Annotated in this window: 19 protein-coding genes and 1 other annotated feature; of the genes, 4 read left to right on the top strand and 15 right to left on the bottom strand. The window is 41.2% G+C overall.

Features of this window, described 5'->3' with window-relative positions:
• Positions 1-64 precede the first annotated feature (64 nt).
• From leuD to ilvE, 8 genes are all read right to left on the bottom strand, one after another.
• The gene (leuD, locus tag GPS65_RS07435) at positions 65-664 is read right to left on the bottom strand and encodes a 3-isopropylmalate dehydratase small subunit (RefSeq protein WP_003216415.1); all 600 of its coding nucleotides are present in this window, start codon (positions 662-664) and stop codon (positions 65-67) included.
• 13 nt (positions 665-677) lie between these two features.
• Positions 678-2093, bottom strand: a complete 1416-nt coding sequence (gene leuC / locus GPS65_RS07430) for a 3-isopropylmalate dehydratase large subunit (protein ID WP_119125194.1) — start codon at positions 2091-2093, stop codon at positions 678-680.
• Between the two features lie 40 nt (positions 2094-2133).
• A complete protein-coding gene (gene leuB / locus GPS65_RS07425; protein ID WP_119125195.1) occupies positions 2134-3231 on the bottom strand; it encodes a 3-isopropylmalate dehydrogenase in 1098 nt (365 codons plus the stop codon).
• A gap of 18 nt (positions 3232-3249) precedes the next feature.
• Positions 3250-4803, bottom strand: a complete 1554-nt coding sequence (locus GPS65_RS07420; protein WP_119125196.1) for a 2-isopropylmalate synthase — start codon at positions 4801-4803, stop codon at positions 3250-3252.
• Positions 4790-5818, bottom strand: coding sequence for a ketol-acid reductoisomerase (gene ilvC, locus GPS65_RS07415; RefSeq protein ID WP_088002247.1), 1029 nt, complete (start codon positions 5816-5818; stop codon positions 4790-4792). The genes GPS65_RS07420 and ilvC overlap by 14 nt, the downstream gene beginning before the upstream one ends.
• 18 nt (positions 5819-5836) lie before the next feature.
• The gene (gene ilvN, locus GPS65_RS07410; RefSeq protein ID WP_161985392.1) at positions 5837-6355 is read right to left on the bottom strand and encodes an acetolactate synthase small subunit; all 519 of its coding nucleotides are present in this window, start codon (positions 6353-6355) and stop codon (positions 5837-5839) included.
• Positions 6352-8076 (bottom strand): acetolactate synthase large subunit, encoded by a 1725-nt coding sequence (gene ilvB / locus GPS65_RS07405; RefSeq protein ID WP_012010792.1) that lies wholly within the window; start codon positions 8074-8076, stop codon positions 6352-6354. Before ilvB ends, ilvN begins: the two co-directional genes overlap by 4 nt.
• 122 nt (positions 8077-8198) lie before the next feature.
• Positions 8199-8445: a binding site (T-box leader), on the bottom strand.
• A gap of 8 nt (positions 8446-8453) precedes the next feature.
• Positions 8454-9368 carry a branched-chain-amino-acid transaminase gene (ilvE, locus tag GPS65_RS07400; protein WP_088002251.1) on the bottom strand — a complete coding sequence of 305 codons (915 nt, stop codon included), beginning with the start codon at positions 9366-9368 and terminating at the stop codon, positions 8454-8456.
• 434 nt (positions 9369-9802) lie between these two features.
• Between ilvE and GPS65_RS07395 the strand changes: the two genes are divergently transcribed.
• Positions 9803-10846 (top strand): lactonase family protein, encoded by a 1044-nt coding sequence (locus GPS65_RS07395; protein ID WP_012010794.1) that lies wholly within the window; start codon positions 9803-9805, stop codon positions 10844-10846.
• A gap of 230 nt (positions 10847-11076) precedes the next feature.
• Here GPS65_RS07395 and GPS65_RS07390 read toward each other — a convergent pair whose 3' ends face one another.
• The 6 genes from GPS65_RS07390 to GPS65_RS07365 all read right to left on the bottom strand — a co-directional run bounded on the left by GPS65_RS07390 (position 11077) and on the right by GPS65_RS07365 (position 15866).
• On the bottom strand, positions 11077-11496 hold the full coding sequence (locus GPS65_RS07390) for a YkvA family protein (RefSeq protein WP_012010795.1): 420 nt from the start codon (positions 11494-11496) through the stop codon (positions 11077-11079).
• Positions 11497-11591: 95 nt separating this feature from the next.
• Positions 11592-12758: a D-alanyl-lipoteichoic acid biosynthesis protein DltD gene (gene dltD, locus GPS65_RS07385; protein ID WP_012010796.1), complete on the bottom strand. Its 1167-nt coding sequence runs from the start codon at positions 12756-12758 to the stop codon at positions 11592-11594.
• Positions 12758-12994: a D-alanine--poly(phosphoribitol) ligase subunit 2 gene (gene dltC, locus GPS65_RS07380; protein WP_003216498.1), complete on the bottom strand. Its 237-nt coding sequence runs from the start codon at positions 12992-12994 to the stop codon at positions 12758-12760. The genes dltD and dltC overlap by 1 nt, the downstream gene beginning before the upstream one ends.
• A gap of 21 nt (positions 12995-13015) precedes the next feature.
• Positions 13016-14200, bottom strand: coding sequence for a D-alanyl-lipoteichoic acid biosynthesis protein DltB (gene dltB / locus GPS65_RS07375; protein ID WP_012010797.1), 1185 nt, complete (start codon positions 14198-14200; stop codon positions 13016-13018).
• Positions 14197-15702, bottom strand: coding sequence for a D-alanine--poly(phosphoribitol) ligase subunit DltA (gene dltA / locus GPS65_RS07370; protein ID WP_012010798.1), 1506 nt, complete (start codon positions 15700-15702; stop codon positions 14197-14199). Before dltA ends, dltB begins: the two co-directional genes overlap by 4 nt.
• A gap of 14 nt (positions 15703-15716) precedes the next feature.
• Entirely contained in the window at positions 15717-15866 is a 150-nt protein-coding gene (locus GPS65_RS07365; protein WP_225970086.1) for a teichoic acid D-Ala incorporation-associated protein DltX, read from the bottom strand.
• Positions 15867-16199: 333 nt separating this feature from the next.
• On the opposite strand from GPS65_RS07365, the gene GPS65_RS07360 reads away from it, so the two are divergent.
• Positions 16200-16595, top strand: coding sequence for a VOC family protein (locus tag GPS65_RS07360; RefSeq protein ID WP_119125197.1), 396 nt, complete (start codon positions 16200-16202; stop codon positions 16593-16595).
• A 230-nt stretch (positions 16596-16825) separates the two neighbouring features.
• On the opposite strand, the gene GPS65_RS07355 is transcribed toward GPS65_RS07360, so the two are convergent.
• On the bottom strand, positions 16826-17005 hold the full coding sequence (locus GPS65_RS07355; protein ID WP_012010801.1) for a hypothetical protein: 180 nt from the start codon (positions 17003-17005) through the stop codon (positions 16826-16828).
• Between the two features lie 174 nt (positions 17006-17179).
• Between GPS65_RS07355 and GPS65_RS07350 the strand changes: the two genes are divergently transcribed.
• Positions 17180-17368 carry a hypothetical protein gene (locus GPS65_RS07350; RefSeq protein WP_161985391.1) on the top strand — a complete coding sequence of 63 codons (189 nt, stop codon included), beginning with the start codon at positions 17180-17182 and terminating at the stop codon, positions 17366-17368.
• Positions 17369-17539: 171 nt separating this feature from the next.
• Complete coding sequence (locus tag GPS65_RS07345; protein ID WP_012010803.1) at positions 17540-19081, top strand: T7SS effector LXG polymorphic toxin; 1542 nt, start codon at positions 17540-17542, stop codon at positions 19079-19081.
• Positions 19082-19104 lie beyond the last annotated feature (23 nt).

The following is a 19104-nucleotide window of genomic DNA, read 5'->3' as shown; positions in this document are numbered from 1 at the left end:
AGTAGCGAGAGGTTTTCATGCAAAAAAGAAGCCGTCACACCTCGGGCGGACGGCTTCTTGTTGTTTACGCACGCAGCCAGCTGCTGCGCTTATCTTCAAATGCTTGAATGTCATCTTCTAGTAGTAAAGTTAATGAGATCTCATCATAGCCATTCAGGAGCATTTCTCTCCAGTGAGGATCCACATCAAAAGGAGTGATATTCCCTTCGTGATCTTCTATTTGCTGTTTTTCAAGATCAACTGTCATCTCATACCCTTTGTTCTCATATGACGCAGCGAATGTTTTCCACACATCATAATCAAGACGAATTGGAAGCATCCCATTTTTAAAGCAGTTTTGGTGAAAAATATCTGCGAATGATGGTGCGATGACAATTTTGAATCCATAATCATCAAGTGCCCAAGGGGCATGTTCCCTTGATGATCCGCAGCCAAAGTTTTCTCCTGCGATCAAAATGGATGAACCTTCATAAATCGGCTGATTCAGTTCGAAATCAGGATTTGGGCTGCCATCGGCTAAATACCGCCAGTCGAAAAAGGCAAACCGACCATAGCCTGTTCGTTCAATTCTTTTCAAAAATTGCTTCGGAATAATTTGATCTGTATCTACGTTGATACGGTTAAGCACAGCGGCTTTTCCTTTGTGTGTAACTAAAGGCTCCATCTATGACAACTCCTTACACGACTGTTTTCTCTTGATTAAACTTCCTGACATCGACAAATCGGCCATGTATTGCCGCCATTGCCGCCATTGCCGGGCTGACAAGATGCGTTCTCGCACCTTTTCCTTGCCGCCCCTCAAAGTTACGGTTTGATGTGGATGCGCAGCGTTCGCCTTCTGGTACCACATCGTTATTCATGCTGAGACACATACTGCAGCCAGATTCTCTCCATTCAAATCCTGCTTCAAGGAAGATTTTATGAAGACCTTCTTCTTCTGCCTGCAATTTGACACTTTGAGAGCCAGGCACGACAATCGCTCTGACATGATCAGCTACCTTTTGTCCTTCTATCATAGAAGCTGCTTGGCGTAAATCAGTCATTCTTGAGTTCGTACATGAGCCAATAAACACATGCTCAATCGTAATATCTTCAATACGTTGATGCGGATGAACACCCATGTATTCGTACGCACGAATCGCTTCTTTTTGATCATCTTCTTGCGCAAAATCTTCAGGTCCTGGGATGGATGCATCTACAGGCAGCACCATTCCTGGGTTAATTCCCCATGTGACCATTGGTGAAATCTCATTCCCATCTAAAACAATCGTTTTATCATAGGTTGCACCTGGATCTGTTTTAAGTTCTTCCCATTCTTTAATCGCTGCTTCGAAGTCTTCTCCCTGCGGTGCATATTTGCGGCCGCGACAATATTCAAATGTGACTTCATCAGGTGCAATCAATCCTGCTCTTGCGCCTGCTTCAATCGACATATTACAAACAGTCATCCGTTCATCCATTGTCATGTTTCTGAATACTTCCCCAGTGTATTCAATCACATAACCCGATCCGAACTTCACGCCATGCGCACCAATGACTGCTAAAATGACATCTTTGGCCGTTACCCCTTTTTGCAGCTTTCCGTCTACTCTAATTTCTAATGTTTTCGGACGCTGCTGCCAAAGTGTTTGTGTGGAAAGTACATGTTCAACCTCACTTGTACCGATTCCAAAAGCAAGTGCGCCAAACGCGCCATGAGTGGATGTATGACTATCTCCGCAAACGATTGTTTTCCCCGGAAGTGTCAAACCAAGCTCTGGCCCAACGACATGGACGATTCCTTGGTCTACACTGTGAAGGTCAGCTAGACGGACACCAAATTCAGCACAGTTGCGCTCTAGAGCACTCACTTGTTTTTTAGCAATCTCATCTTTGATCACAAATCGATTCACAGTCGGGATGTTGTGATCCATTGTTGCAAACGTATTTTGAGGTCTTCTCACCTTGCGCCCTTTTTGTCTTAATCCTTCAAACGCTTGAGGCGATGTCACTTCATGCACCAAGTGCAGATCAATATATAAAAGGTCTGGTTTCCCCTCGCCGCTTTTGACAACGTGCTGATCCCATATTTTTTCGATGATTGTTCGAGGCATAACCTTTTTCCTCCCTCTACCTAATTCCACAAGATTCTATTTATACAATTGTTTTCACGTTCTGCTTAAGTGCGTCTACAACTGCGTGAGTGATGTCTTCAGTTGTTTGATACGTTCCCTCTTTTGCCGATAAATCCTTTGTTCTTTTACCTGAGGCAAGAACCGTTTCTACAGCTTCTTCTATGGCAGCCGCTTCTTCTTCTAACGCAAAGGAAGTTCTAAGCAAGCTTGCTGCCGATAAAATAGTTGCCAGAGGGTTTGCGACGTTTTGCCCCGCAATATCGGGTGCTGATCCATGAATCGGCTCATATAAATGAAGGCCGGTGCTTGATAGACTAGCAGATGGTAGCATACCGAGTGATCCAGTAATCATTGAAGCCTCGTCACTTAAAATGTCACCAAACATATTCTCTGTTACAATGACATCAAATTGTGCAGGCTTATAAATCAGTTGCATGGCGGCATTATCAACGAGCATGTGCTCATATTCAACGTCTGGATTTTGAGAAGCCACTTCTTCTACCGCATCCCGCCATAGTTTACTAGAAGCCAGAACGTTCGCTTTATCCACAGACGTTACTTTTTTCCGTCTCGTTAACGCCATGTCGAATGCTTCTTTTAATACACGGACAATCTCTTCCTTTGTATAAAGGAGTGTATCAACCGCAGCTTCTTTTCCTTCTTCATCTGTGTAGCGCTCGCTTGGTTCACCAAAATAGAGACCGCCTGTTAACTCACGAACGATGACAAAATCGACTCCGTTAATGTGATCCTGTTTTAACGGTGACGCCTCACTTAAGCTATCGAACACTTTGACAGGACGAATGTTGGCAAACAAGTCCAATTGTTTACGAATGGAGAGCAAGCCTTTTTCTGGACGAAGCTCTGGTGGGTTTTGATCCCATTTTGGTCCGCCAACTGCTCCTAATAAGATCGCATCAGCGCTCTTGCATACATCAACCGTTTCGTTTGGGAGCGGATTGTTTTTTTCATCTATTGCGATACCGCCAATAAGCGCCGTTTCGAATTCGAATTCGTGCCTAAATTGAGCCGCTGTCTCTTTGAGGACAGCGACAGCTGATGTCACAACTTCCGGTCCGATTCCATCGCCGGGCAAAAGTGCAATTTTCTTTTTCATGAGGACCTACCTCCTTTCCTATGAGATCGCGTGATGTTTCTCAATTTCAATGAGATTTGATTTAAAGATTAAATGCCTGTTTACTGCATTGACGTAGGCTTTCGCCGATGCTTCCAGCACATCTTGCGCTACACCGCGTCCTGCTGTTTCTTTTCCTTCTATTGAAACAGTGACATATACTTCGGCTAGTGCATCTCTGCCTTTTCCATTTGATTGAATACGGTAGTCTAGCAAATGAATTCTTTCCTCCATACAGCGCTCCAGCGTGTTGTACACAGCTTCTACACTGCCTGCGCCTGTAGCTGCTTCTTGAATGACTTCTTGTGTTTCTTGATTTTTCAGAGAGACCGTGGCTGTCGGCATTTGTTCTGTTCCATAATGTACTTGGAGACTTTCAAATTCGTAGCCAATTTTTCGGTCTGCTACTTTCTCTTCCAATATAATAGAAATCAAATCATCATCTGTGATTTCTTTTTTCTTCTCCGTCAAGTTCTTGAAAGTCTCAAAGAATTTATTGATTTCTTCTTCTGTTAGTTTAAAGCCTAGTGTTTTCATGCGGTCTTTAAACGCGTGTCTTCCGGAGTGTTTCCCGAGGACAAGTACATCTGTTGTCACACCGACAAGCTCTGGAGATATAATTTCATAGGTTGTTTTTTCTTTGAGGAAACCGTCTTGGTGAATACCTGATTCATGTGCAAAAGCATTGTTACCAACGACAGCTTTATTGCGCGGTACAATCATGCCTGAGTATTTGCTCACTACATCACTTGTACGCTTAATTTCATTCAATTGTATCGTTGATTCGACCTGGTAAAAGTCTTTTCGAATATGAAGAGCGACTGCAATTTCTTCTAACGCGGCATTTCCAGCGCGCTCGCCAATTCCGTTGACAGCCGTTTCAATTTGATCTGCTCCATTTTCAATAGCTGCAAGTGAGTTTGCCACGGCCATTCCTAGATCATCGTGACAGTGAGCGGACAAGTTGACACGGTCGATATTCGGAACGTGTTCCTTCATATATTTAAAAATATTACCGTACTCTTTTGGCGCAAGGTATCCAACTGTATCTGGCAAGTTAATGACACTCGCCCCAGCGTCAATGACCTTTTCTACAATTTCTGCCAAGAAAGCAAGATCTGTACGGCACGCATCTTCTGCTGACCATTGAACAACCGGAAAACGTTCTTTCGCATATTTCACCATTGCGACAGCCTGTTCTACGACTTCTTCACGTGTTTTCTTTAGTTTATGCTTCAGGTGAATGTCAGAAGTGGCAATAAAGACATGAAGCCTTGGCTCTACTCCATCTTTTAATGCTTCCCATGCAGCATCAATGTCACCTTTCACACATCGTGCAAGACCAGCAACAGAACAGTTCTTAATCGTTCTTGCTATTTCTTGTACGCCTAAGAAATCCCCTCGGGATGAAGCGGGAAAACCCGCTTCAATGATATTAACCCCAAGGCGCTCAAGCTGCTTTGCAATGATTAGCTTTTCTTGTGCATTTAAGTTCACTCCGGGTGATTGCTCTCCATCTCGAAGTGTTGTGTCAAAAAAATTAATTTTCCGCACCGACGCTCACCGCTTCCTTTTTCTTTCCTTGTTTGACGAAAGGCATCATTTCACGAAGCTTTCTTCCAACAACTTCAATTTGGTGCTCATTTTCATTAGCATTGATCGCATTGAAACGTGGACGATTCACTTGGTTTTCAACAATCCACTCTTTTGCAAATGTGCCGTTTTGGATATCAGTCAAGACAGCTTTCATTGATTCTTTTACGTTTGCATCCACAACGCGTGGTCCTGATACGAAGTCTCCCCATTGTGCTGTATCAGAGATTGAATATCTCATGCCTTCTAATCCTTCTTCGTACATAAGGTCAACGATCAGTTTCAGTTCATGTAGACACTCAAAGTATGCAAGCTCTGGCTGATAACCTGCTTCTGTTAATGTTTCAAATCCTGCTTTTACTAGTGAAGTAAGACCGCCGCAAAGGACTGCTTGCTCACCGAATAGATCCGTTTCCGTTTCTTCTTTAAATGTTGTTTCAAGAACGCCCGCTCTTGCTCCGCCGATTGCTTTAGCATAAGCAAGTGCTTTGTCCTTCGCTTGACCAGATACATCTTGGTAGATTGCAAATAGTGCAGGTACACCAGCGCCTTGCTCATATGTTCTTCTCACAAGGTGTCCTGGACCTTTTGGCGCTACAAGATACACATCTACGTCACTTGGAGGAACAATTTGATGGAAGTGAACGTTGAATCCGTGTGCGAAAACAAGTGAGTTGCCAGCTTCTAATTGATCTTTGATTTCTTCGTCATATACTTTCTTTTGCTGCTCATCTGGTAGTAATACCATCACGACATCTGCTTGTGCTGCCGCTTCTTTTACTGTGAATACTTGATGGCCGTCTTCTTGTGCTTTTGTGTAAGATCCACCTTTTCTCACGCCGACGATAACATCTACGCCGCTCTCTTTTAAGTTCAATGCATGTGCATGACCTTGTGATCCATATCCAATGATAGCAACCTTTTGACCGTTTAATACGTTTTCTTGAATATCACCGTTATAATATACTTTTACCATTTGACTCTCTCCTTTTGTTTAGACAATTGAAATTGTTTTATTTTGTTGCGACTTTTGCTGATTATCTCTCGCAAAGGCCGTGGTGCCAGTTCTGGCGACTTCTTTAATGCCGTATGGCTTAAGTAATTCAATGAGTGCTTCAATTTTTGAAGACTCACCTGTCACCTGAATGACGACACTTTCTCTGCTCACATCTACAATAGAAGCTCTAAACGGTTCAATGACCCCTGTGATCTCCATTCTAGATGCTGGTGCAGAAACGACTTTTATCAAAGCCAGCTCTCGCTGAACGATTGATTGGTTTGTAATGTCTGTTACTTTGAGAACATCAATTTGTTTGTTCAGCTGTTTTGTCAGCTGTTCGATGTCTTTCTCTTGGTCTACATGGACGACGAACGTGATGCGTGATACATCTTGAATCTCAGAATGGCCGACCGTAATGCTTTCAATGTTGTAATGTCGTTTAGTAAAAAGGCCAGTGATTCGGTTCAGTACGCCTGATCGATTTAATACAGTCAACACAATAATTCTTTTCAAGGTTTCACCCCCACCATCTCATGAAGTCCTTTCCCCGGTGCTACCATCGGGAATACTTTTTCATCTCTCGCTACATTGACATCGATGAAAACAGGCTCTCTAGAGGTTAGCGCTTCTTCAAGCTTTTCTTTCGCCTCTTCGTCTGATGAGATTCTGATTCCTTTAATGCCATAAGCTTCAGATAATTTAACGAAGTCCGGCTGCTCTGAAAATTTAGAATATGAGTAGCGTTCTTCGTAGAAAATTTCTTGCCATTGTCTTACCATTCCAAGGCTATGATTATTGAGAACAATCACTTTCACTGGAAGGTTCAGCTCACGGATAACGGCAAGTTCTTGCAGGGTCATTTGGAAACCTCCGTCTCCTAAAATCGCCACAACCGTTGCCTCTTGATCAGCTAACTGAGCGCCAATGGCTGCTGGTAAACCGAAGCCCATCGTACCAAGGCCGCCAGATGTGACCCATTTATCTGCATTTTCAAATGGATAGAATTGAGCTGCCCACATTTGATGCTGTCCAACATCCGTTGCCACAATGGCTTCACCTTTTGTGAATTGATGAATGTATTCAATCAGCTTTTGCGGTTTAAAGCCCTCTGCTTCATTTTCAACATACCAGAGTGGATATTCTTCCTTCCACTGATCTAGTTGGTTTTTCCATTCGTCTGACTCTCCTTGCTTCCCGTCTTGCTTAATCAGCTCTTGAAGGACTAGCTTACTGTCTCCAACAACCGGGATATGCGTATGAATGTTCTTGCCAATTTCTGCTGGGTCGATATCAATGTGTGCCACCTTCGCATGTTTCGCAAAGTGATTGAGATTGCCAGTTACCCTATCATCGAATCTCGCACCGATTGAAATGAGCAAATCACATTGATGAAGTGCCATGTTCGCGGCATATGTGCCATGCATACCAGCCATCCCTAGGAAAAGAGGGTGCTTTGCCGGGAAGCCGCCAAGTCCTAGCAGTGTATGAGCGACTGGGATTTGTTGCTGCTCTACATACTGCCTTAATTCTTCAGATGCTTTGCCATGAAGAACGCCAGCTCCTGCTAGAATGACTGGTTTCTTCGCTCTGCTGACAGCTTCTACTAATTTGCGAATTTGCAAATAGTTCGGCTCTACTTTTGGCTGATAACCAGGTAAATCAATTGGCTGATCGTATTCAAACGTTCCTTCAATGCCTGCCACATCTTTTGGAATATCAATCAAGACTGGACCAGGTCTTCCTGTCGTTGCGATGTGGAACGCTTCTTTAATGACGCCAGGTAATTCCTCTGGATTTCTCACCTGATAGCTGTGCTTTGTGATAGGCATTGTGATGCCGAGCACGTCTGCTTCCTGGAAAGCGTCTGATCCAATGACTGAGGTTGCCACCTGTCCTGTGAAGACAACAAGAGGAAGTGAATCAATCATTGCATCTGCAATTCCTGTGACTAGGTTTGTTGCTCCAGGTCCTGATGTTGCAATGACAACACCTGGTTTGCCAGATACTCTTGCGTATCCTTCTGCCGCATGAATCGCTCCCTGTTCATGTCTTGGCAGGACATGGAATAACCCAGAATCATAAATTTTATCGTAGATCGGTAAAACCGCTCCGCCTGGATATCCGAAAATGACTTCTACTTTTTCTCTTTTAAGTGCTTCAATTAACATGAGTGCACCGTTCATCGTTTGTGGTGCTTTAGATGTTTCCGTCTCCACTTGTACATTTGTCCCCATTTGATTTCCTCCTCTTTGTCTTGCTTCAGTCAAGTTTTTTCACCCTTTTCTATTCAAGATCGAGATTTTAGACCATATAAAAAAGCCTTCTCACCCCACAATGACACTACTTTTCACTAGGTCAAAGGGGCGAAAAAGCTTTGTTTTTCGCGGTACCACCCTTGTTCACGGCAAATTCAGCTGCCGTCTCATGGACATCTTTCATCCATTTTGGTAACGAGTGAGCAATGTCACTCGGTCTGCCCTACTATCATTTCAAGCAGACACTCAGAGGTGAGTTCACTTTAGAAAGTAACACCGGTTTCCAGCTACCACCGGCTCTCTGTAGATACTGACTCTAAAGCTACTAGTCCTCTTCAACGTTTATCGATATCTATTTAGCTTGCGTGAATGTTTTCATCTGTAAAAACGACTTTTTCTCCTTCTTCAACGACTCGCTTACGGAATTGTTCAAGAAGTTTGTTTGTGTGAACCCCAGGCTGCCCTTCACCGATTGTACGGCCATCAACCTTTACAACGGCGATGACTTCGGCTGCAGTCCCTGTTAGAAAAACTTCTTCTGCTGTATACACATCGTGCCTTGTGAATGGTTCTTCTTTCACTTCGTAACCTAAGTCCTCTGCAATCTCCATGATGGCATTTCTTGTGATGCCTTCAAGAGCGCCGATATAACCTGGCGGTGTATAGAGCTTCCCTTTTTTATAAATAAACACATTGTCTGCAGAACCTTCTGCCACGTACCCTTGATCGTTCAGCATCAGCGCTTCACTCACACCGGCCATATGGGCTTCGATTCGGACAAGGATGTTATTCAAATAATTTAATGATTTCACTTTTGGACTCAGTACGTCGGGACGATTTCGTCTCGTCGGTACCGTCACAATATCAATACCTGTTTCATATAGGTGCTTTGGAAAGATGGCCAGCGGCTCCACAATGATCACTGTGTTGGCTCTCCCGCAGTTGTTTGGATCTAAACCAAGATCACCAGCTCCTCTTGAAACAACAAGACGAATATAGGCATCCTTCAGTCCGTTCCTTTCAACTGTATGAATCATTTTTTCCGTGAGTTCCTCAAGTGAATATGGAATGTTCAGCATAATCGATCTGGCGGAGTCATACAGGCGGTCTAAATGTTCCTTCATTCGAAAGATATTTCCGTTATACACGCGTATCCCTTCGAACACACCGTCACCGTATAAGAAGCCATGATCATAAACTGAGATTTTCGCATCCTCTTTTTTCACGAGTTCATCGTTTAAAAAGATCCACTGTTCCTTTTGGTCTTCCATTTTCAGTGAGCACCCTCTCTTTCAAACAAAAAGTAGTTGAATTTTCAGACACTTTATATTGAAGTGTCTCACGCTTGCTCTTTCGTGTTTGTTTAGCTTTTGTTGAACCCATCTTACGCCGCTTTCCATACAGTGTCAACAGCATTTTTAAAATTATTAGACAATTTAGACTAATCAAAATTAAATGTATACGCTTACACCTTTGCTAGACAAGGAATGAAAAAACTTAAAATTTTTTGTATTTTTTCTTCAATTTATTTACTTTACCTGAACACTTTTCATTTGAGAAACCGTTTGTCATATTTTTTCACATTGTTTTGAATGAATACTGGTAGATTTCAACGCTTTTGATTTTTCTTTCGGTATGCCTTTCTAAAGCGTTTTCCTATGAATTTATGATAGAATGAGAGCATCTTATAGAAGGAGGGCAATACATGGCTAACATCAGAGGTTATATCGGAACGTATACAAAGGGAGACAGTAAAGGCATTTATACTTTTACATTAAATACGGACAAGCAGCAGATTGAGCAAGTAGAAGTAGCTGCTGAACTTGAAAATCCTACATATTTAACCGTCTCAGATTCTCAAAAATTTGTGTATGCTGTGGTGAAAGAAGGATCACAGGGCGGCGTGGCTGCTTATCAAATCGATGCAGAAACCGGCACACTTCGTTTCATCAACCAAGAACTTGCCGAAGGCGCTTCTCCTTGTCACGTCAGCGTGGACAGTCAAACAAAAACAGCTTTTACAGCAAACTATCATAAAGGAACAGCAGAGATGTATGAAATCGATGCTGAAAATGGCTCAGTGATCCGCACACTGTCACAGGCGCAGCATGAAGGAACTGGCCCTAACGAAGATCGTCAGGAAAAACCGCACACTCACTTTATGGGTCTGACACCAGATGAACAATTTGCAGTAGCTGTTGACCTTGGGACAGATGGCATTTATACGTATAAGAAAGAAAACGGCAAACTTGATCTAGCTCATACATTTGAAACAAAACCAGGCACCGGGCCTCGCCATATCACATTCCATCCAACGAAACCTGTGGCATATGTGATGACAGAGCTAAGCTCAGAGGTGATTGTGCTTCGTTACTTTGAAGATGGTCATTTCGAAGAGATTCAAACGATCGCAACCATTCCAAATGACTTTACAGAGAACAACCAAGGTAGTGCCATCCATGTCTCTTCAGACGGCCAATTTGTTTATGCAGGAAATCGTGGACATGACAGCATTGCGATTTTTAAAGCAGATGCTGACGGTCAATTAAGTCTTGTCGAGATTGCTTCTTCTGAAGGAAACTGGCCTAGAGACTTTGTGCTTGACCCAACTGAAGAATTCCTCGTCGGTTCAAACCAAGAATCTAGCAACCTAGTGTTATACAAACGCGACAAAGAAACAGGAAGACTCACTGTCTTACAATCAGACATCTCAGTGCCTCATCCAGTTTGCGTGAAATTTTTAGGATAATGAAAAAAGCCTCCAACTGTGGAGGCTTCAGATTGTTGACAAAGGGCTAAAATGATCTTGATTTTAGCCCTTTGTCTTCTTTTCAGCGTGATAGAAAACCTTTGCAGTCTAGGAAGGACGAGCATCGGAGCGGAGCGAATTGAACATTCGTGAGTACCGAAGCACAGATCTGACACCGAGTGCGAGGGTTTGTCTACACGCTGAAGCCTCCAACTGTGGAGGCTTTTCTTTTATGCAGACGGCATCCCACCATCTTCAAGCTTTTGATCAATCAGAGACGTATCGGTTTTTTCACCGAACCATTTTGATAGCCTGTCCTTCGCTTTTCCTTTCACATCATCATCAATGTACATCGCTACTTGGAGCAGAGCAAATGTGATCGCTCCTAAATCATCTGTATAGCCGACACCAATTAATGTATCAGGAATAAGGTCAATTGGAAGGATAAAGTATCCGAGCGCCCCAATAATAAGGGTCTTCGCTTTGACAGGTACTTCAGGTTTTTGCAATGTATAGTAAAGTAATAGCACAGCATAGACAAGAGAGACACCAGCTTTTTGTGCCGTCTTTTTTAACTTTTCCCAAAAGGCATGATCATTAAAATGCTTTTTCGAACCCTTTAATAGTTCTTTTTTCTCAGAACGATTCATCATATCGCCTCCATTTACAGCATAGCCCTTTTCCCTTCTTTATACAAGATATCCGCCGATTCGACAAACAAAAAGCAGCAGAAAGCTGCTGCATTCTACTGCTCTGTGTAAAACTTTTCGATTGCCTTATCGATGTACACCCATCCTTTATAAGACACGTGAATCGTATCTTTAAAGAAGTAAGGATCGTACTCATGCTTAGTCAAATCTGCGACTTCATACCCGTTATCGCGTATTTGACGATTGATTTTCTCATAATACTCTGTACGTCCCTCTTTTGGAAAACCGGTATAATCATACCATTTTCCGTTGACAGGAATCGTCACAAACAAAGGCTTTGCCCCTGCCTGTTTTAAAATATCCAGCATGATTTGAAAATCTTTGTATTCTGGTGATTCCGCATAAGAGTGGTCTTCACGAGAATCCTTCATCTTTTTCATAATCGGTTTCAGCTTGCGCTCAAACAGTTTTTGATTAATATAAAATGGGTTATTCCCTGCTTTTTTCGCACCTAAGACACTTGCTTCTTTTTCAAGCTCAGACCATGTTTTTCCTTTGACTGAAGGAGACGGTTTAAGGTTACGTTCATGCCCCGATCCAATTGTATAGTACATGTCTTTCTTTTGAAGCATGCCATAATACATTTTGGCAATAGGAGAAATCGCGCCATAAGCGAATTTGTTCCCAGAAAGCTCTGCTTTAAAAAGCTCTGTGATGACCATGTCGTTCTTTACTGCTTTAAACGTCATGATTCTCTTAATCAGTTCTTTTTTCACAGTTGGATCAATTTCTTTATTATAAGCGAGATTCAGTGCTTGAAGCGCTGAATAGTTCGGTGCAAAGTGATTCTCGTCTGATCCCCCTTTTACAAACCACTGCGGGGACACGATAAATACAAGCTTCTTCCCTTTTAATTCATCCATATGAGCAGCAAAGTTCATCGCATGAATTAATGATTGAGATCCACCTTTTCCAATAAGATAAGGTGTAAACCCTTGAGGATTCTCATGAAAGAAATTCGAAGGGTGATATGGATCAAAACGTGATAGTTCAGAAGATCCATAGATCGGCAAATAAGTTGGATCTTTTAGCATTTCATCTTGTAAATATAGCCCTTGGAACATCCCCGGATCTAATTCTGTGGCTGACTTTTGTAATTTGTCTTTTGGGATCAGATGTGAGAGCCATGCATTTGGTACAAGAAGAACACCAATGAATAGAACAGCCGCTAAAATAAGCGGCCCAAAAAAACGCTTTTTCATTACTTCATCTCTGCCAGCTGCTCAGCAATGTGATTCGGTGTATCCCACACATCACGATCAAATTCTGTAATCGGAACAGTAATTCCAAGTTGACTTTCGATTGCCATAAGCAGTTCTACTGTACCAAATGAATCTAGAAGACCTTCGTCAAAAATTGCAATCTCTGGATTTTCTTTCACAACGTCGTCCTGACAAACCTCTGCAATAATACCGTATACTTGATTTTTAAATTCCATAATTTTCTACTCCCTTAATAATTAATGATGAAATGGTTTTCCTGAAAAAATATAAAATCCGAAACAAATCACATGGAATGTAATAATGATTGACACAACCATTGTGACCTTGTTATCCGGCCACCACTTGTGTTTTTTATTCCATTTCTCAAATAGATTGTAACCGGACATCACAACTGCGTGATATAGTCCGTAAATAATATATTGAAGGGCGAGACCATGCCAAGCACCCATCAATAGAAAGAGGACAAAGTACCCAATATTTGATACAGCCATACGGTTCTTGATCCACTTCTTTTTTGTCATAAAGAACACAAATCTCATAAACACGTAGTCTCTGAACCAGAAGGACAGGGACATGTGCCAGCGATTCCAGAAGTCTTTAATATTCCGACTGATAAACGGTTTGTTAAAGTTTTCTGGTGATTTAATGCCCATGATATAACTCACACCAACAGCAAATGCTGTATAGCCAGCAAAGTCAAAGAACAAATACATACTGTACGCATACATATACGTTAACTGTTGAACAAATTGACTGCTGCTAAAGTGATGAATATTCGTTAGAATATACGTGTTAATTAGATAACCTATAATGAACTTATATAAGAAGCCGATAAAAATTTTATGAACACCGGCGTATAAAAGATCACTGTATGCTTCCTTTTCAGGCGGCGTATCCATATCCTTTTCAAACCGGCGGTAACGATCAATTGGACCTGATGAAATCGTCGGGAAAAAGACAATGAAATAGACCAAACGGTGAATCGGAATTTTCTTCTTAATCAAGCCATCTCTTGTCTCGATAACTAACTGAACACCTTTAAATGTTAAGTACGAGATCCCTAAAAAGCTCAGCCAGTTCATTGGCGGCGGTTGATGCGGCTGATGAGTTAAAAAGAACGGTAAAACCTTTGAGAGTACAAGTGGCAAAATCGATGCCACCACTGCCATATAGAAGACAGACGCTTTATTCGCTTTCAACCGGTACGAAAGGTACAGGCGGATGATCAAGACTTGCCAAACTGTAAACAAGAAGAGCAGCAGCGCGCCATGTGCATCCTTTGAGAAAATAAGCGCGAGTGCCACAACCGTTGCAAACATGTTGTAGCCCTGCATTCGTTTGCCGCGTAGACCAAGAATGATCGTCGGCAAAAGAAGAACACCAATTAGAATGAAGAAAAAGAATGAACTAAACGGAATCATAGAAGAACCTCTTTCGCGATTCTTTTACGGTCAACCTTCCCGTTTGGCGTCATGTATAGCTGCTCAAGATAGACAAACTTTCTTGGAATCATGTACGCAGGCAGTGAATCTGCCATTTCTTTCTTAATTGCACTTGTCAGCTGATATTCTTTTTCAAAAGAATGCGCTGCTGGAACAATGGCTGCAATCAAGTACTCCACATGACCGTTTGGCTGGAACGGCACAATCACACAAGCATTGACATGCGTTGTCTCGCTCACATGATATTCAATTTCTTCAAGCTCCATCCGGTATCCGTGCAGCTTAATTTGATAGTCCAGACGACCGTGGCACGTAATCAAACCATCCTGCGCCACACCTGCATCTCCTGTGCGATAAGCAGGGCGCCCTTCGTATTCAAAGAACACTTTATCCGTTAAGGCTTGTTCACCTAAGTAGCCTCTCGTGACGCTTGGCCCCACAATGACAATTTCTCCTTTTTCACCATCCGGAAGGTTCTTACCTTCTTCATCTAAAATGACGATATCTGTATCCGGTTTCGCATAGCCGACTGGTAAAGAATCGTGCTGATCAAGAATGGCCTGCGTGACTTCAATCGATGTGATCGCAACAGTTGCTTCAGTCGGACCATACGTATTAAAGACCTGCGCTTTTGGAAAACGCTCAAGGAGTGCACTTGCTACAGATACAGGAAGTGCCTCTCCGCAGAACAAGAAAACTTTCAAATCTGGTAAAAGCTCCCCTGTAAAGGAAGGATCCATCAAACACATTTGCACAAAGGAAGGTGTTGATGTCCACACTTCAACGTCAGATTGACCAAGTGCTGCAAACATATCCTTCGGCTTATTCACTAGATCTTTTACTAAACAGTACAGCGTGCCACCTGATTGAAGCGCTGGATACAAATCCATCACTGATAAGTCAAAAGAAAATGGTGCTTGATTTAAGAACGTGCGCCCCTCACCAATTGGGAAGTCTCGGCACATCCACTCTGTAAAGCTTTCTAAATTTTTGGCTGTTACCTGAACGCCTTTCGGTTTTCCGGTACTGCCAGACGTATAAATGATGTAAAACACATCATCTTGTTGAACCCACTGTGAGGATGGCGGTGCTTCTTTTTCAAGAGCTAAAAGCGATGCCGCACTCTTCACTTCAATGTGCTCTTCTACATCTAGTACATTCTGCTCATTAGCACAAATCAACAGACTGGCTTTTGAGCTTTCAATAATTGAGACGATACGCTCGGCAGGGATTGAAATGTCGACCGGAATGTATGGCCTACCTGATTTCACACTGCCTAAGAAAGAAATCAGCATCTCTGGCTCCATATGACCGTATACAATGACAGGTGCACTATCATTAGTGACCGCATCGATCGCACCAGCCATTTGGTCTGATAGATGCCAAAGCTCATCATATGTGATCGAAGCATGTTGAGAAACAAATGCTGGCTGTGTTGGTTTCGTTTGTTGGTATTCATGAATCGTGTGTAATAGTTTCATAGTCTAATCTCCAATTAAAAATCGTTGTAAATGAATGATCCCGTATTTGCTGTATGGAATCCGTAAATAAAGAACAATAATAGCAAAATAAGTAAGTAAAAGCTTGTATATCCTATCCATTTTACAGACTTATTTTCTAATAGCTTTTTGAATAGCATATTGATAACCTCTTTTCTTTTGACACTTATAGAGACGCATGAATCATTAAAAGAGTTTCATGTCAAACCATAAATTTTTTAAGAGATGCTAAAAAAATGTCGAACCTTGGAACGTCTCTTCTGAGCAAAGCTGTCTTATTGTAACAAAGATTTAATACATTTGAAATAAAATCCGAGCTTAAATTTGCCTTAAAATTGCTGAAAGCTGTCGATAAGCAGCATATTCTTCTTTAGATTTATTCATTAACAGCTAAACAATGAAATAAAGTTCCATATTCATCTGAATTAAGTTACATTAAATCATATAATAATTAATCTTCTAAATGGGGGGTTCATATATTGTCAAAAGGACTTATTCATCATATTGAACTAAATGTTTCGAATTTAAAGAATTCGATTATTTTTTGGGGGTGGTTTTTAGAGGAGTTAGGCTACGAGCCGTATCAAACCTGGGAAAGCGGTCGAAGTTGGAAATTAGGAGAAACTTATATCGTTTTCGTACAAACGGAGGAACAATTTATGGACATACCCTATCATAGACGCAGGGCAGGTCTAAACCACCTGGCTTTTCATGCCAGTTCCCGGCAGCAAGTAGATGATATGACTGAAAAGTTAAAAAGCATAGGGGTTAAAATTCTTTATACCGATACACACCCCTTCGCAGGCGGCGATAAACATTACGCAGTTTATTTCGAAGATCCTGATAGAATGAAAGTTGAATTGGTGGCACCTTAATTTAGTTTGACTAGAGAAATAAAAAGAACCCATGATTTCATGGGTTTCTCGTCATTCCATGATAAGAAAATCCGTCACAAGGCAAGCGGGTTCTCCGTTTTGATCTTATACACCTTACTTTTTTTAGTTGGAGAAAGAATATTCTCTCTTTCGCATATTTACCGCTTTACAATGCCTTTTTCATTAGGAAGGTTAATTAAAAAACGCCCTTCCAATGGAGGGCTGTGCTATTAACTATTTTCTTTTGAGTATTTCTTAATCAATGCTTCGCTAATTCTGCTTACGATATAGATCGCAGCCGCTAAAATCAGCATCAACGGAAACATGCTTAAACGATTATCTGCAACATATACAATGATCCCCACTATGATAGCCACTACGATTGCCGTTAAAAAATGCTTCACCGCCATCTCACCCCTTTGTATAAATCATATACATTTTATTACATAAAAGGTTAAATAGAAATAATTCCATAAAATCAGCAAGTTTCGTTTGTCCGCTTTTCCCTTATGTTGTTCGCACAATCTCCATATGTTAAAATCAACTAAAATATCTATTTAATGGATCAACCAGGAGGTCATTAAGTGTCACAGCCAAGCACGCCATCCAAAATGTTATTAATTACTTTACCCGGCGCTATTATTGCCCTTGTAATGATCCTAGGGAAAATTGATACACCTGTAACAAATGTTTTATTTTATATTGTGGCTTTCAGTGTGATAGATTTAGTTGTTTCAAGCTTAGTAAAAGACTACAAAAAAAAGAAAAATTAACTCCTCTTCTTGGGAGCTGTCGTTTATGCAGCTCCTTTTTTTATGTGAACTCTCTCAAAGTTCTAAATGAAAGCAAAAACAACTTGCACGGACAGAACAAGCCGTTAACACCATGGTGAAAATAGACAAAGCAATTGCTAAGAGTACTAACAGAAAGTAAAGGAGAATGGAATGAAAACCATTGACGTCTTTGAGTTGAAGAATGGAATTGACCAAACGCTGAACAAGTTGAAGCAGCAATCACAGAATGTGAAATCCCTAGAAAAACAAATCAATCAAATCATCTCCTTAGATAGCGCATTAAAGGGAGAAGCTGGACAAGCGATAAAAGATTTTTATATGGAGTGTCATATTCCCTTTTTGCAATTCTTTCAGATCGTCATTGAAGAATACAGCGGTGCGCTAAAAAAGACAAAACAGGCACTTCATGCTTTTGAATCAAACCCGAATGGTTTTATCTCTCAATCATTCATTGAACAAGAGCTTGACCAAGGGTTAAAAAAAGCCGAACGGACCATTTCTGATATCGTATCAGATGTGAATCAAGCCATTGGCAGAGTAAACCATATTGTGCATTTGCCTCATGTAGACGAATCTACTTTCCAACAAAGCTATCAGAAAGCATGGCTTGAGACGTCCAAAACCATTGGTCTACTTCATGCATTTGACAGAGAACAAACAAGTGCACTAAATGAAACAAAAAGTGCCCTTCACACAATGAAGCAATACATAGATACTTTAAGCAAGATGTTCACTGGTCCGAAAATTGAAATTACCAGTTATCAAAAAGGCTCTATCTTCAAAGATGGAAAAGAAGAAAAAATCAGCAGTAACATCAGCGGATTGAATAAAAAAATAGACGACCCTAAAGAAAATCCAATGACGATCATGCTGAACAAGCTGAATGATAAAGAGCAATCGAATGTGGATACTCTTGTGAAGAAGAAACCCTCTAATAAAATCAATCAAAACGCCGTGTTCGTAAATGGAAAAGTATATAATACAAATGAAAAGATTGACTTCGCAAATGCCAAAACAGTTGAAGTTATTCGAGATGGAATGCTCTATCGGTTACGAATAACGGATCAAAACAAAGTGAATATTGAAAGCATCACAAAGATTTCCGACTTGAAACAAACCTCAAACATCTTATATACAGCAGTTGAATTTACAGGAATAAATGATGCCATTCGAGTCATCACAGGAAGAGACCCTGTAACAGGTGACAAAGTCGCTGACATGGACCGTCTAGTATCAAGCTTGTACATGATACCCGGAGCTAAAATCGCTAAAGTAGGAAAATACGTATTTAAAATAATGAAAGGAGAGAAAGGATCTAAGAAGATTGTCAAAACACCTTCCTTCGGCAAACACTCCGTACCAAAAGGTCCGTATCGTGAAGTAAATGGTTTCCCTGTAAAAGTAAAACCAGGCGCTCAAGAAAAACATATTTCTGATGCACCTAACTATAAGCAAGAAGTTGCGAATGGTAAAACCAAGAGTATCTTTTATGGAGACAATAAAAAGGCACAAGAATTACTAGATAAGTTTGCAGGAAAAGGGGATATGTTCACTAAAAATAGAGAAAGAATAAATTTTGGTCAAGTAATAGGAAAATACTATGATCACAAATCCAAAACGTATGTTGAAACTACTAACGGATTGATACATTACGGAAAAGACGGAGCTCACATAGTACCAGCGAGACCATAAAAATCATTATCAGAAGGGGATAT

Origin of the sequence: Bacillus pumilus (assembly GCF_009937765.1) — a bacterium.
In the GTDB taxonomy this organism is placed as follows: Bacteria; Bacillota; Bacilli; order Bacillales; family Bacillaceae; genus Bacillus; species Bacillus pumilus_O.
This window is presented reverse-complemented; position numbering and strand designations above follow the sequence as displayed.